At 71.6% G+C, this 13,438-nt stretch carries 15 protein-coding genes; 7 read left to right on the top strand and 8 right to left on the bottom strand.

The genetic code is table 11. The features are described from left to right. Positions 1-9: 9 nt before the first annotated feature. Complete coding sequence (locus OEIGOIKO_RS32290; protein ID WP_125057003.1) at positions 10-1,326, bottom strand: glycoside hydrolase family 10 protein; 1,317 nt, start codon at positions 1,324-1,326, stop codon at positions 10-12. Then, positions 1,326-2,273: a 5-dehydro-4-deoxyglucarate dehydratase gene (locus tag OEIGOIKO_RS32285; RefSeq protein ID WP_246177677.1), complete on the bottom strand. Its 948-nt coding sequence runs from the start codon at positions 2,271-2,273 to the stop codon at positions 1,326-1,328. Before OEIGOIKO_RS32285 ends, OEIGOIKO_RS32290 begins: the two co-directional genes overlap by 1 nt. A 393-nt stretch (positions 2,274-2,666) precedes the next feature. Between OEIGOIKO_RS32285 and OEIGOIKO_RS32280 the strand changes: the two genes are divergently transcribed. From OEIGOIKO_RS32280 to OEIGOIKO_RS32270, 3 genes are all read left to right on the top strand, one after another. After that, entirely contained in the window at positions 2,667-3,476 is an 810-nt protein-coding gene (locus OEIGOIKO_RS32280) for an NAD-dependent epimerase/dehydratase family protein (protein ID WP_125057002.1), read from the top strand. A gap of 138 nt (positions 3,477-3,614) precedes the next feature. Continuing rightward, the gene (locus OEIGOIKO_RS32275) at positions 3,615-3,887 is read left to right on the top strand and encodes a GlsB/YeaQ/YmgE family stress response membrane protein (RefSeq protein WP_030021300.1); all 273 of its coding nucleotides are present in this window, start codon (positions 3,615-3,617) and stop codon (positions 3,885-3,887) included. A gap of 103 nt (positions 3,888-3,990) precedes the next feature. Further along, positions 3,991-5,235 (top strand): TerD family protein, encoded by a 1,245-nt coding sequence (locus OEIGOIKO_RS32270; RefSeq protein WP_125057001.1) that lies wholly within the window; start codon positions 3,991-3,993, stop codon positions 5,233-5,235. 165 nt (positions 5,236-5,400) lie between these two features. Here OEIGOIKO_RS32270 and OEIGOIKO_RS32265 read toward each other — a convergent pair whose 3' ends face one another. The 5 genes from OEIGOIKO_RS32265 to OEIGOIKO_RS32245 all read right to left on the bottom strand — a co-directional run bounded on the left by OEIGOIKO_RS32265 (position 5,401) and on the right by OEIGOIKO_RS32245 (position 9,928). Beyond that, complete coding sequence (locus OEIGOIKO_RS32265) at positions 5,401-5,658, bottom strand: hypothetical protein (RefSeq protein ID WP_125057000.1); 258 nt, start codon at positions 5,656-5,658, stop codon at positions 5,401-5,403. Between the two features lie 268 nt (positions 5,659-5,926). Further along, positions 5,927-7,114 (bottom strand): helix-turn-helix domain-containing protein, encoded by a 1,188-nt coding sequence (locus tag OEIGOIKO_RS32260; protein WP_125056999.1) that lies wholly within the window; start codon positions 7,112-7,114, stop codon positions 5,927-5,929. Positions 7,115-7,219: 105 nt separating this feature from the next. Next, positions 7,220-7,858, bottom strand: coding sequence for an HAD family hydrolase (locus tag OEIGOIKO_RS32255; RefSeq protein ID WP_125056998.1), 639 nt, complete (start codon positions 7,856-7,858; stop codon positions 7,220-7,222). A 271-nt stretch (positions 7,859-8,129) separates the two neighbouring features. After that, positions 8,130-9,023: a hypothetical protein gene (locus OEIGOIKO_RS43205; RefSeq protein ID WP_246177674.1), complete on the bottom strand. Its 894-nt coding sequence runs from the start codon at positions 9,021-9,023 to the stop codon at positions 8,130-8,132. After that, positions 9,020-9,928 (bottom strand): ABC transporter ATP-binding protein, encoded by a 909-nt coding sequence (locus tag OEIGOIKO_RS32245; protein WP_125056997.1) that lies wholly within the window; start codon positions 9,926-9,928, stop codon positions 9,020-9,022. Before OEIGOIKO_RS32245 ends, OEIGOIKO_RS43205 begins: the two co-directional genes overlap by 4 nt. 571 nt (positions 9,929-10,499) lie before the next feature. On the opposite strand from OEIGOIKO_RS32245, the gene OEIGOIKO_RS32240 reads away from it, so the two are divergent. The 4 genes from OEIGOIKO_RS32240 (at position 10,500) to OEIGOIKO_RS32225 (ending at position 12,255) form a co-directional block, all read left to right on the top strand. Next, entirely contained in the window at positions 10,500-10,964 is a 465-nt protein-coding gene (locus OEIGOIKO_RS32240; protein ID WP_125056996.1) for a hypothetical protein, read from the top strand. Between the two features lie 19 nt (positions 10,965-10,983). Beyond that, on the top strand, positions 10,984-11,310 hold the full coding sequence (locus OEIGOIKO_RS32235; protein ID WP_125056995.1) for a hypothetical protein: 327 nt from the start codon (positions 10,984-10,986) through the stop codon (positions 11,308-11,310). A 145-nt stretch (positions 11,311-11,455) separates the two neighbouring features. Continuing rightward, positions 11,456-11,908 (top strand): hypothetical protein, encoded by a 453-nt coding sequence (locus OEIGOIKO_RS32230; protein ID WP_125056994.1) that lies wholly within the window; start codon positions 11,456-11,458, stop codon positions 11,906-11,908. A gap of 80 nt (positions 11,909-11,988) precedes the next feature. Further along, a complete protein-coding gene (locus OEIGOIKO_RS32225; RefSeq protein WP_125056993.1) occupies positions 11,989-12,255 on the top strand; it encodes a hypothetical protein in 267 nt (88 codons plus the stop codon). A 53-nt stretch (positions 12,256-12,308) separates the two neighbouring features. On the opposite strand, the gene OEIGOIKO_RS32220 is transcribed toward OEIGOIKO_RS32225, so the two are convergent. Next, positions 12,309-13,418 carry an LLM class flavin-dependent oxidoreductase gene (locus OEIGOIKO_RS32220; protein WP_125056992.1) on the bottom strand — a complete coding sequence of 370 codons (1,110 nt, stop codon included), beginning with the start codon at positions 13,416-13,418 and terminating at the stop codon, positions 12,309-12,311. Between the last annotated feature and the right edge of the window lie 20 nt (positions 13,419-13,438).

Here is a 13,438-nt window from a genome sequence, read left to right as displayed (position 1 = left end):
AGACGGCGCCTACCGTACGGCCGCCAGCCCGCGCCGTACGGCCGCCAGATCCCCGTCGCCCGCCAGGCCCGCGTGGTAAAGCCGCAGCTCGTCGGCGCCGAGGGCGGCGGCGTGCGCGGCGTCGGCGGCGAGGGAGCCGGGGCGGCCGCCCATGGCGGTGACGACGGTGAGGTTGGCGGCGACGACGGGGGCGGCGGGCGTAGCCGGGAGCGTGGCCGAGCGGACCTGCACTTCTGGCGGCGTGGCCGAGCGGGCCCGTACCTCCGCGAACGTGGCCGAGCGGGCCCGTACCTCCGCGAACGGCATCAGCGCGTCCGTACGGGCCGCATCGTCACCTGTGCACGGCACCACCACCCCGTCGGCGTGCGCGAGGACGTCCGCCGGGTCGACGCCCGCGTTCGCGCCACAGCGGTGCCCGGCCGGGTCGGCGTGCAGCAGCACGCGGAAACCGTCGTCCGCGGCGGCGGCCCGTACGGCCGCGACGACCTCCCGCTGGAGCGTGCGCGCGGCACCGTCGCGCCAGCTCCGTACGAGCTGTACGAGCTGTACGGGCTCCGCCAGCTCGCCCCCGAGCAGCTTCCCGACCCCGCTCCACTCCCCCGCCCGCCCGTCCCCCGCCTCACCTTCGTCAGCCTCCGCACCCGCCCACACCGGCTCCAACGCCCGTACGACCGCCCCTCGCACCTCCCGTGCCGGCACGCCCAGTGCCGTGTAGCCCGCCTCGCAGACCTCGCAGAAGCACAGCGACATCAGGTACTGGGCGGCGCCGGAGAGCGGCACGCCGGCGGTCTTGTCGTGGCCGTGCAGGTGGGCCAGCCCGTACCAGCCGCAGGACTCCAGCTCCGTGCCGCGCGCGCCGGGCCGTACCGCAGCCTCGGCGGCCAGGTCACACAGATAGGCACGCACCTCGGGCCGGGCGATGCAGGGCGCCCACGGGTAGCGGTCGCCGTAGGCATTGCGTACGGCGATGGCGGGGTGCTCGGTGCCCAGGCGCGTGTTGTGGGCCAGTACGACCCAGCTGTGCACCTCCAGGCCCGCGTCCGCCAGCGCCCGCGCCGCCTCGCCGAAGGGGTCCGGCCCTTCCACCCAGTCCTGCCCGTACGGGCGCAGGGCGCGGCCCGCCCAGCGTTCCGCGTCCGGCGGGTACAGGACGGCCGCGTGCCGGGCGGTCACGACACGGTGGCGGGGGTGGCGCGGGGTCAGCGCCCGGGTGGAGTGGTAGGCGGCGGCCAGGGTGGCCTGCTGGACGCCGAGGTCCGCGACGCGGCGGGCGGCGTCCGGGTCACCGGCCACGTCCCACGGGTACAGGAACGCGGCGGCGCGCATCACCGTCCGCCCGTCGGCGCGCCGACCAGCGCCAAGCCCTGTTCGATCAGCCCGGCCAGCGCCTGGACATGCTCCGGCGCCGGTTCGCCGAGCGGCGGCCGGACCGGCCCGACGTCCGTCCCGCGCAGCCGTACCCCCGCCTTGACCAGCGAGACCGCGTAGCCCCTTCCCTGGTTGCGCAGCTCGACCAGCGGCCGGTAGAAGCCGTCGATCAACCGGTTGACCATCGTGCCGTCGCCGCCTTCGAGCGCGCGGTGGAAGGCGGTGGCGACCTCCGGGGCGAAGGCGAAGACGGCCGACGAGTACCGGCGGACGCCGAGCCCGCGGTAGGCGAGGCCGGTCAGCTCGGCGGTCGGCAGCCCGTTGAAGTACAGGAACTCCTCCCCCTCCGCCTCGGTCCGCACCGCGCTGACGATCCGTTGCAGCAGATCGAGGTCGCCGAGGCCATCCTTCAGGCCGATGATGCCGGGGGTGCGCGCGAAGGCGGCGACGGTCTCCGGGGTGAAGACGGCGTTGTCGCGCTGGTAGACGATGACGGGCAGCGCGGTGGCGGCGGCGAGGTCGGTGTAGTGCCGCAGCAGGCCCGCCTGGTCGGCGACGACGAGGTACGGCGGCATGGCCAGCAGCCCGTCGGCGCCGGCCGCTTCGGCGAGCCGGGCGTAGCGCGCGGCGAGCGCGGTGCCGTACCCGGCGCCGGCCAGCACCGGGACCCGCCCGGCCGCCTCCTGGACGGCGGCGGCCACACAGTCCCGGAACTCCTCCGGGGTCAGCGCGTGGAACTCGCCCGTACCGCAGCAGGCGAAGACGGCGGCCGCGCCCGCGTCCACACCGGCGCGTACGTGGGCGCGGAAGGCGGGCAGGTTCAGGGCGCCGTCGGGTCCGTACGCGGTCACGGGGAAGAACAGCAGTCCGTCGAGTCGGTCGGCGAGCGGCGGGGCTGAGGTCACGGGCTCTCCCTGACAAGCTCGTACAGGAGGCGTGTACGGACGTGGTGACGCCACCACCCGTTCTCGTGCACGTCCCTGACTGGCGTCCATACTCATGAACGCGCTCACGCTAAGGCAGCGCCCCGGCCCGGTCAAGACCCGTGGACGGCCACGCCGCCCCCCGAAATCCCGCCCCAGCCAACGCATTTAGCGGCCCGTCAAGCACCTTGACCCTGTCCGGCGCGCCTTCCTACGGTGACGGCGATCGTTCACTTGTACGGTGACGGTGATCGCCCACCTGACAGCGTCGGTGACGGCGATCGCCCACTTGACCGGGACCGTGACCGTCCATTCACCTGAACCCCGTCCGCGGACGAAGCCTCACCCTCACCCCCGAACCGCCCGGAGGAGCCCATGCCCGCACCCCGCACCGTCCTGCTCACCGGCGCCGCCGGCGGCCTCGGCACCCTGATGCGCGGGCTGCTGCCCCCGTACGGCTACCGGCTCCGGCTCCTCGACCAGCGGACCATCGACGACGCACCGGAGGCCATCGCCGCGGACCTGGCCGACAAGGAAGCTCTCCGCCAGGCCGTACGCGGCGTGGACGCGATCGTCCACCTCGCCGGGATCTCCCTCGAAGCCCCCTTCGAGAAGATCCTGCGCGCCAACATCGAAGGCACCTACAACCTCTACGAGGCGGCGCGCGAGGAAGGCGTCCGCCGCGTCGTCTTCGCCTCCTCCAACCACGCCGTCGGCTTCACCCCGCGTCCCGCCGACGGTTCCGGCGCGATCCCGGTGGACACCCCGCGCCGCCCCGACACGTACTACGGCCTCTCCAAGGGCATCGGCGAGGACCTCGCCTCCCTCTACTGGGACCTGCACGGCATCGAGACGGTCTCCGTCCGCATCGGCTCCTGCTTCCCGCGCCCCACCACCGTCCGCATGCTGTCGATCTGGCTGAGCCCGCCCGACTGCGCCCGTCTGCTGCACGCCGCGCTCACCGCCGAAGGCGTCGGCCACACCGTGGTCTACGGCTCCTCCGCCAACACCCGCCTCTGGTGGGACCTGACCACGGCCCGCGCACTCGGCTACGTACCGCAGGACGACTCCGAGCCGTACGCCGCCGAACTCCTGGCCGCACACGGAGCGCTCGACCCCGCCGACCCCGAACACGCCCACCTGGGCGGCGCCTTCTGCGTGGACCCGCCCCAGTGGCCGTACTGAGCCCGCCGCCGGCCACACCCGTCCCACCGCCCTGCCCGCACCACCCCACAAAAGCCGACGCAACCCGCCCCGCCCTCCCGGCGTCCTTGTCTACGTATCAATCATTTGCGCAACCGCGCAGGAAACGAGGAACGCACCATGGGTATCGTCAGCTGGCTCGTACTGGGACTGATCGCGGGCGTCATCGCCAAGGTCCTGCTGCCCGGACGCGACCCGGGCGGACTCGTCGGCACCACCCTCATCGGCATCGTCGGCTCCTTCATAGGCGGCTGGCTCTCCACGAAGTTCCTGGACAAGCCGATTCCGAAGGACTTCTTCGAGCCGTCCATGTGGATCGCCGCCATCGCCGGCTCCCTGGTCCTCCTCATCGCCTACCGCCTGCTGTTCGGCAACAGCCGCGAACGCCGCTGAGCCCGTACGGGGTGTCCGCCCCGTAATGCCCCGCCCGGCCCCGTCCGGACCTCGGTAATGGAACCGCAAAGGAAGGCCACTCGTTATCCCCGGCATGACCGCTATGACTCCTGGCTCGAACCTCCCGCTCACCGCCTCGCGGGTGGCGGTGGACGTCACCGCGCCCGTGCGGCTCGATGTGTCGGGCCTGCTGCTCACCGCCGACGGCAAGGTGCGTTCCGACGACGACTTCGTGTTCTACAACCAGCCGGCCGGCCCGGGCGTGACCCACACGTCCGGCGCGGGCGGCGCGGGCGACACGATCACGGTGGACACCGCCGCGGTGCCGGCCGGCATCGAGAAGATCGTCGTGACCGCCAGCCTGGACGCGCCCGGCGCCACCTTCGCCGGCACCGAACCGACCGGCACGGTCCGCAACGCCGCCGACGGCAGCGTCATCGCCTCCTTCACCCCGCCCCGGCTCGGCGCGGAGACCGCCCTCGTCGTCGTCGAGATCTACCGGCGCAACGGCGCCTGGAAGGTCCGCGCCGTCGGCCAGGGCTATGCGAACGGCCTGGCCGGCATCGCCACGGACTTCGGCGTCAGCGTCGAAGAACCCGCGGCCCCGGCCGCGGCCCCGCAAGCCCCTCCGGCTCCTCCGGCGGCGGCCCCCGCTCCTCCCGCCGCTCAATGGGGCCCGCCCACCGGCGCCCCGGCCCCCATGGCCCCGCCGCCCGCGGCCACCGCTCCCGCCGCTCCCCCGGCTCCTCCCGCGCCCGCGCCCGGCGCCGGCAAGATCAACCTCGACAAGGGCCGCGTCAGCCTCCAGAAGAACCAGACCGTCTCCCTGGTCAAGGGCGGCCGCCCGCTCCTGTCCTCGGTCCGCATGGGCCTCGGCTGGGAGCCCGCCTACCGCGGCAAGGACATCGACCTGGACGCGTCCGTGATCGCCTACGGCCCGGACCGCAAAAAGGTCGACAACTGCTTCTTCGGCAAGCTCCAGATCCTCAACGGCGCCATCCAGCACTCCGGCGACAACCTCACGGGTGAGGGCGCCGGCGACGACGAGGCCATCACCGTCCACCTCGGCGGCATCCCCCCGCAGGTCACGGGCCTGGTCTTCACGGTCAACTCCTTCTCCGGCCAGAAGTTCTCCGACGTCGCCAAGGCCTACTGCCGCCTCCTCGACGCCCAGACCGGCGAGGAACTGGTCCGCTTCGACCTCACCCACTCCGAACCGCGCACGGGCGTGATGATGGCCAAACTCATCCGCCAGTTCTCCGGCGAATGGGAAATGACCGCCCTGGGCGAATTCGTCGACTCCCGCACCGTCCGCGGCATGGTCAAACCGGGCGGCGCGGCGCTCTGACGCCACCAGGGGCGGCACCCTTCCCCCGGCTGCCGCCCCTGCGCCACCGCTCCCGCTTCTCCTCGCACCCCGCACACCGCCCGACGTCGGCACCGCCCCCATTGGCGGTGTGCACCGTGCCGATCACGGTCACGTCCCGTACGGCACCGCAGTCCGCACACCCGATCACCGCCCGGCCCCCACCGCGATGACCGCCGCCCGCAGCGTCACCGGGCTCGTGACCAACGCACCGACCTCCGGCCGCACCCGCCACCACAGCCGCTCACTGCGCATCTCCAGCCCCGGCACGAACAGAGCCGCCCCCATGCTCGCGTCCTCCCACAGGGGCAGCCGAACGCCACCGGCCGTCCCGGCGGGCACCATCCAGCACATCCCGGCCGGACGCCGATGGTCCTCGATGACGGCCCCGGACCGCGCTCCCAACTCCCGGAGCACCTTCTCCCCCCACCGCCAGTGCCAGCCACACGACATCCACGCCGAGCCCGGCCATGTCACGCACGACCCGCAAGCCGGCTCCTCGCGGGATCCAGGCAGGCAGGGCACCGGGCGGCGGGCACGTCCCCGCCGGTGGACGTTCGCCGACCACACGGGGCGGCACACTGGGCATGATCATCACAAGCTCCTGTCGTTCGGACAAGGAGATGCTGACCTGCCGTGGACGGCACAAGTACCCCTGTGCGGGGTAGCCCGGTCACCCGCCCGCGCGGCACCATTCCGCGAATGCCGACAGGCTCCCGGAGTCACCGCGCTTCAGCCTGCGCAGTGTCGCGGCGTCCTCACGTACCCACTTGTGTTCACGGGTGTGCTGAGGAGCGATGTGGCGTGCGGTCTTGAGGGAGGCGAAAGCCTGGTCCGGCCGACCCGACCAGAGCTGGGCGCGCGCCAGTTCGATGAAGAAACCCGACCGGCGTTCCGCGGCGAGGCCAACTGGCGGGGCCCAGGCGCTCACTGCGTCAAGGGCGCGTCGTACGTCATCGTTCCCCAAGCTGACAGCCACGGACAGTTCATGGATGCGTACGGTGTCCGGGCCGAACCCGGTCCCCCGGTAGACGGCTTCCGGGACGCGAGCGGCGAGAGAGCGGGCGTCGGAAAGATGAGTGGCGGCAACGGCCGCGTCTCCGGCACGACCGGCCATGACGGCGGCCCGCATGTGCAGAGCCCCACGCGTCGCAACGGCTGCCGGGCCGACCGGACGGCGCGGTAGGGCGTCCAACGCGCGCTCCAGGACACGCAGGCCGGCCGCATGCGCTTCGGCGGCGAAATAGGTCTCGGCCCGTGTATAGACCACCGCGGCTTCGAGCAATGGATCTTCCGCCTGCGACACAGCCCATCTCATGAGGTCGACCAGGCGGGCGGACAGGTCGTAGGCGCCGTACTTGTACGCCATCGCGTCGGCAGCCCGGTATGCGGCGACCAGCAACTCGGCGAGCTCGGCACGGTACGCCACGGGCGCACCGTGGAAGGCACGGCCGAGTTCCGTGAGAAGCTCCGGCGCACGGCAGGAGATACGAACGTACTGGGCTGCGAGCCGCCAGGTGACGGCCTCGGCCACCGCCTCCCGGAGTTCGCTCAACGGACGCGTGGGACCGTCCTCGGGCATGTCGTAGGTGGCGAGGGCTGCGGACAGCTGGGGCATGGCCCGGTGCACCCGGTCGTCAGCGCGGTCGCGCCGGGGCAGCAGGCAGGCGACGTCGACGCCGAGAGCCGCGGCGATGGCATCCAGAACGGCCTCACCGACGCCTCGTTCCCCCGACTCGATCTTGCGTACGGTCCCCAGGGCTACATCTGCCGCACGCGCGAGCTCCTGCTGTGTGAGGCGAGCCAGCCGACGCTGATACGCGATCCGCTTTCCCGTACCGGTCGAGGCGTCGGCATGCATACAGCGCTCCGTTCGGGGTGCAGTACACACGGTAACGCGGTGGGTGTGGCCACGGCGCCAATGCTCTCCGGCAAGAGCGGCCCACGCACGCACGTTGACGGGTGATCAGCCCGCGACGATGTCCACCAACTCGGCCAAGCCGTCGACACGCCAGTCAGCCAGGCCGGCTTCCGGACCGGCTGCCCACAGGAATCCGTACGGACCACGACGTACGTGTGCGGTCCGCAGGCCGACCGCGCGGGCGGGCACGATGTCATTGGCAGGGTGATCGCCGACGTACAGGATGTGCTCCGGTGCGACACCGGCGAACTCGATGACCTTTTCGAAGAATGCAGGCCGAGGCTTGGCGACTCCCCACTCACCCGATGTCGCGATGCCGTCGGCGGGCAGGTCCAGGCCGCGAAGCAGCGCGGCGGCACGGGACGTCTGGTTTCCAGCGATCAGGACCTTGACCCCGGCCGCGCGAAGCGCCGCCAGTGCCGGTCGCACGTCCGGGTACAGGTCCGTCTCGTCGAGGAACTCACCCTGCCCGGCTGCTTCGCGTGCACGGTATTCGGCGGCGATGTCCGTGCCGGGCCGCAACAGGCGCACGGCATCCGCGTTGTCACGGCCTTGCGCGACCACCGCCCCCACCAACGCGGAGAGGGTGTGCCGGGGGACGCCCAGCCAGTCAGCCCAGCCATGCCAGTACCGGTCATCGCAGACCAGCGTCTCTCCCACGTCGAACACCACCGCTTCGATCACCCTGGCAGCCTAGTGACCATCTCATCTGGGGGACCTGTGCACATGCGGCTGTACGGTGAGACGTGATCCGGCGCCCGATGCGGTGATCGTCGCGCCCATGACGATGAACTCCGTGAACAAGTGGGCCGCGGGCATCGCCGACACATACGCCCTCGGTCTGCTCACCGAGGCGGTCGGGCTCGGATTGCCGGTGGTCGCGCTGCCGTTCTGGTCCACGGCGCTGGACGCGGCCGGTGGGGCGGGCCAGGAGTGCCGGGCGGGCGGCGTCACCTCACGCGGTGGACCGTCGTGCGTAGGCGAACCAGCCGAGCGCGCCGACAGCCAGGGTGAAGAGGACGAACAGCGCCGTGGCGGCTCCGGCGGGCAGGGAGCTGCCGACCAGGGCCTGGGTGAACGGGTCGGTGGCGGGCTCCGCGCGCATCGCGGCCCGGGCCGCGGCGAACGGCAGGACCTCGGCGATCCCGTCGAAGCCGGGCAGCTTGGCGAGCAGGAGCCCGGTCAGTCGCTCGGCCAGGATCGGCCAGAGTGTCAGGGCCAGGACGGTGGCGACCCGGCTGCGTAGCAGCGCGGCGAGGCCGGCTCCCAGGACGGGCCAGCAGCCCATGACGAGGAGGTAGCGCAGGACCGGGCCGCCGGCTTCGGTCCAGGCCGGTTGGGGTGCGCCGGTGAGGGCGAGCGCGGTTGCGCCCACCGCGGTCTGGAGCAGGAGGCTCAGGGCGGCTGCGCTGAGGACGGCGGTGGCGCCGACCAGGAGTTTGGCCGTGTAGGCGATGCCGCGGCTGCCCAGGGTCAGCCAGGTGGTGCGTGCTGTCCCGTAGCGGAGTTCGCCGGCGACGGGGCCGCTGCCGAAAACGAAGACGAGCAGCAGGGCGCTCAGCGGGACCTGCTGGGCAGTGGGGCTGTGCTGGAGCCAGTCGGCCAGGTCGGCGGTGCTGACGGCGAGCGGTTCGCCGTTGGGTGCCGTCGGCAGGTCCGTCCGCAGCAGGATGCCGTTGAGGACGCTGACGGCGCACAGGAGGCCCAGCACGATACGGGTGGAGGTCAGGCCCTGGAGCCGTCGGATCTCGTATCGCGCCGCTCGTCGCAGCGCGGTGACGAGGGAGGTGGGGGCGGCGGGGAAGGGGAGGACAGGGAGAGGTGGCGTGGCGGGCGCGTGGGGATTCACCGGGCTGCGAACTCCTGCTGTGCGACGGAGAGATAGAACTCTTCCAGTGACGGTCTGCGCTCTTCGAGCCAGTGCAGGGGGATGCCCTGCTCGGCGGCGTAGTCGCCGATCCGGAAGCGGTCGATGCCGGATACGCGCGCGGTGCCGGGCCCGGTGGATTCGAGGACGGCGTCGTGCCGGCGCACCAGGGGGAGCAACCGGTCGAGGTCCGGCCCCTGGACGATTACGTGACCGGTGGCCCGATCGCCCAGTTCGGCGGCGGTGGCCTGCGCGACGACGCGGCCCTGGGCGAGCACGGTGACGTGGTCGGCGAGCTGTTCGGCCTCGGCGAGCAGGTGGGTGGCGAGGAGCACGGCCTTGCCGTCGTCGGCCAGTTGCCGCAGGAGCGTGCGCAACCAGTGGATGGAGTGCGGGTCGAGCCCGTTGACCGGTTCGTCGAGCACCAGCACGGCCGGGTCACCGATCAGCGCCTGGGCGATGCCGGCGCGTTGGCCCATGCCCAGGGACAGCTTCCCGAGGCGCCGGCCGGCGGCGGCGGTCAGGCCGACGCGCTCCAGGACCGCGCCCACCACCTCGTCGTCGGCCCCCACACCGGCGGCGACCATGCGCAGGTGGTCGCGCAGGGTGTGCTTGGGGTGGCCGGCGACACCTCCCATGACGGCGCCGACCGCACGGGCCGGGGCGCGCCAGGTGTGCAGGGGCCGGCCTCCGTAGAGGGTGTGGCCCGTGTCGGGCGTCAGCAGGCCGAGCAGCAGGCGGAGTGCGGTGGTCTTGCCCGCGCCGTTGGCGCCGAGGAATGCGGTCACGCTTCCGGCGGACAGCGTCAAAGATACGTCGTCCACGGCGGCCTTGCCGTTGTACGACTTGCTCAGGTTGTGGGCGACGAGCGCGGCGTTCTTGTTCATGAAACGGGGGTTCGGCTTTTCATGGAGAGCCCTGTCGAATAAACGGGCGATCGAGGTGCGCGGGGCCGTATCGGCCGCGCCGAGCGGAGAAATGATGTGCGGTGACCCGCATCGCCTGCGTCGAGGCAGGGCGTAAAGACTCTCTAATGCGTTGGCCAAGCGATGCAACTCTTACCAAGCGGTTGAGAGATAGGTCACCCAGCCCGGACAAGGGGGGCCATTGGGAACACTCATCCCCACGCCCGCAACCGAGTCTTGTCGTGAACATCTCCCATGAGACCTTACTTGGTGACGCGAGAGGAGCATATGACCATGGAAGCCATGGCTTAATCCCAAGTAAACCTTGGCTTGCAAGGTGACCTGAGTCACAAAACGGCATCACGGCTTGAAAGTTTTGGTCTGGACCATGGACAGTCATCTCGTCCCGGCCTGACCAGCCGGGAGATTGGCAACAGGTAAAGCCCGAAATCCATTCGGGCCCTCGAAACCTGCCAAAGTTGTTTTCATGAAGAGGGGGTATCACGTGAACCGTAAGCACCTTCGGATGGCCGCTGCTGTTTCCCTGGCCGCTGTGGCGCTCGGCGTCTCGGCGCCCATGGCGTCAGCTGTGGAAGCACACCGGGCACAGCCGCAGTCGCAGACCGCGACAGCGCTTCCCGTTTCCGACGCGGAGGCCGACCGCATTGCGGCGGCCGTCGGGCAGCTGCCCGAAAATCCGACGGCCGACGCGGTCGCCGAGGCGTTCTTCCCCGGCGACTCGCATGCTCGGCACGACCTCGCCGCGGCGCTCTCCGGCACGACGCCGCAGCATCCGGCCACGGCGGACGCCCAGCACGCGTGGCCCGTGAAGGTCGCCAAGCTGGTCTGGAAGTACGGTGCCGGTGTCGTCACCGGCGCCATCAAGGCCGCGAAGAACGGCGCGGGCGCGCTGAAGGAATACCTGAAGACGACCAAGCTGGCTCGCGATCCCAGCGAGATGCAGGCATTCATCAACACCATTCTGGAGTTCTTCAGCGCACCGGCCCGCACCCGCTGACCCGGGCCGGTGATGGCTCATGAGTGAACGAGATCGACAGGGCTTCGCCTGGCCGGTGAAGACGCGGTGCGCCGTGTGGGGCGCGGGCAGCGTCCTCCTGGCGCTGCTGGGAATCTTCGCCGAATCCGCTCCCGCCCTGGTGGGCGCGGCTGCCGTCAGCCCTCTCGCGCTCTATTTCCTGACCGACGTCATCGGCGCACCCATGCCGCTCGGAGACTCGCTGCGTCTGTCGTACCGACGGATCGCGGACAGCGTGCGCGCAGCGCTGCGCGCCCCCTGGGAGCGGGGACTCCTGGCGGCTCTCGCACTGGCCGCGCTGTTCCTGGTCGGACGCTTGGTGCTCTGACCGGGAACCGCACCCGGCCCGACCACCGCCCGGGCAGACGGCTGACCACCGGCCCGGATCGGCATCTACCCCACCAGACAGGTGAGCGGAGGAGAACTTTGACCGGTACCGCCCCCGCCCACCTCCCTGTATCACGGAGGATAACGTGAACAAGCGCCTGCGGATCGCCGCAAGCACCGCTGCCGCCGCTGTGGCCCTCGGCATCGCCGCCCCTGCGGCGAACGCCGTCGAGCACCACCGTCACACGGCCGCACCCACCCTGACCGCGGCCGAGCTCGCGGCCCACAAGGCCGCGTCCCCGGCCACCGCCACCAACGGCGAAGCGCACCTGACCGCCGAGCAGATCGCCGAACTCGCCGCCGCGGCACAGCAGGTCGACGGGGCGCAGCACGCGAGCGCCAAGGTCGAAGCCCTCAAGGCCCTGTTCAAGAAGTCGGGTGACCTCCTCAAGCCGGCCATCGCCGCGGCCAAGCGGGGCACCGACGCCTTCAACCGCTGGGTGAACAGCCTGTCCAACTGGAATCCGGCCAAGTGGGTCATCAAGGCGTCCCCCGGCATGGTCCTCGATGAACTGATCGGCTGGCTGACCGGCCAGTAAGAGCCAGTAAGAACCGTCCCGCCGGTGCCGGGCAGTCCTCCCGGAGGGCTGCCCGGCACCGGCAGCAGTGGAGGAACCGCATGCCCAAGTCCCGGCAGCAGAAAGTCGAAGACGCCCTGTGGTCAGCACCGATCGTCCTGGTGATGCTGGCCTATCTGTCGTTCCGCATCGTGCAGAACGACATCGGCCGAACCGTGGGGTGGGGGTTGTACGGCCTGGGGTGGGCGCTCGTCATCGCGGGCTACGCGCGCCTCGCGGCAAAGCGCCGCCGCCCGGGAGCCGGCGGAGTGCTGGCCGTCGTCTTCCTCGGCGCGTTCGGCCTGCTGTTCTGGGCCAACCACGGATAGCCGACCACGCGCAGCAACCACGGACAAGCGCTCGCGGGCCCACCGGGCCCGGCCTACATCGCCTCCCGCTCCGGCCGCCCCGCCTCCCCCAACCCCACCACCCGCCCCAGCCGCTCGTACGACTCCAGCAGTCCAGCGCGGTCGTACGTACTGGTCGTCACCAGGAATTCGTCGGCGGCGGTCTCGGTGAGGAGGGTGTCGAGTTGGGCGGCGACTTCGGGCTCCGTGCCGTAAACGTGGCCGGTGAGGGCGGACTCGTACAGATCGCGTTGTTTCGGCGGCATGGACGGTTCGCGGGCGGCGATCGACTCGGCCGGTTCCAGGGGTGGGAAGACGCCGTGGGTGCGGGAGTAGGCCATCGACCAGGCTTCGGGGAGCAGGAGGTCGCGGGCCTGTTCGCGGGTTTCGGCCACGGCGACCGTGCCGGAGACGATGACGTACGGGTGGGGCCAGAGCGGGGAGGGCTCGAAGGTGGTGCGGTAGCGGTCGATGGCGGCCCGCATCGCTTCGCGGCCTCGTAGGTCGCCGATCACCAAGGCCAGTCCGGCGCGGGCGGCGATGTCCGCGCCCGCGCCGGTGGCCAGAACGAAGGCGGGGACGTGCAGGCCCTCCGCCGGGCGGGCGTGCACCTGTGGGTGGGGGCGCGGGCTGTCGGTGAAGTAGGCGGTGAGTTCCGCCAGTTGGGGGGCGAAGGAGTCGGCGGCGTCCTTGTCGGTGCCGAGGGCGCGGCGGATGCCGTCGGTGAAGCCGACGGAGCGGCCCAGGCCCATGTCGATGCGGCCGGGGAAGAGGGACGCGAGGACGCCGAACTGTTCGGCGACGACCAGCGGGCGGTGGTTGGGCAGCATGACGCCGCCCGTGCCGACCCGGATACGGGAGGTCGCGGCGGCCACCGCGGCGGCGAGCACGGTCGGCGCGGAGCCGGCGACGCCCGGCACGCTGTGGTGTTCGGAGACCCAGAAGCGGTGGTAGCCGAGCGTTTCGGCGTGCCGCGCGAGGGCCACCGTGTCGCGGAGCGCCTCGGCCTCCGGGTGGCCCTGGCGGGTGCGGGAGCGGTCGAGGAGGGAGAAGGGGGTGGTGCGGAGGCGGGCGGCGGGCGCGTCCGCGGTTCCGGCCGCCGTCTTCTCGGGTGCCTGGGTCGTCGTACTCGTCCACGTGCTCACCCTCAGTACAACGTGCGCGC

The sequence above is a fragment of the Streptomyces paromomycinus genome, from assembly GCF_003865155.1.
Lineage (GTDB): Bacteria > Actinomycetota > Actinomycetes > Streptomycetales > Streptomycetaceae > Streptomyces > Streptomyces chrestomyceticus.
Note: the sequence above shows the minus strand (reverse complement) of the source record. Positions and strands in the feature narration are given on the sequence as shown.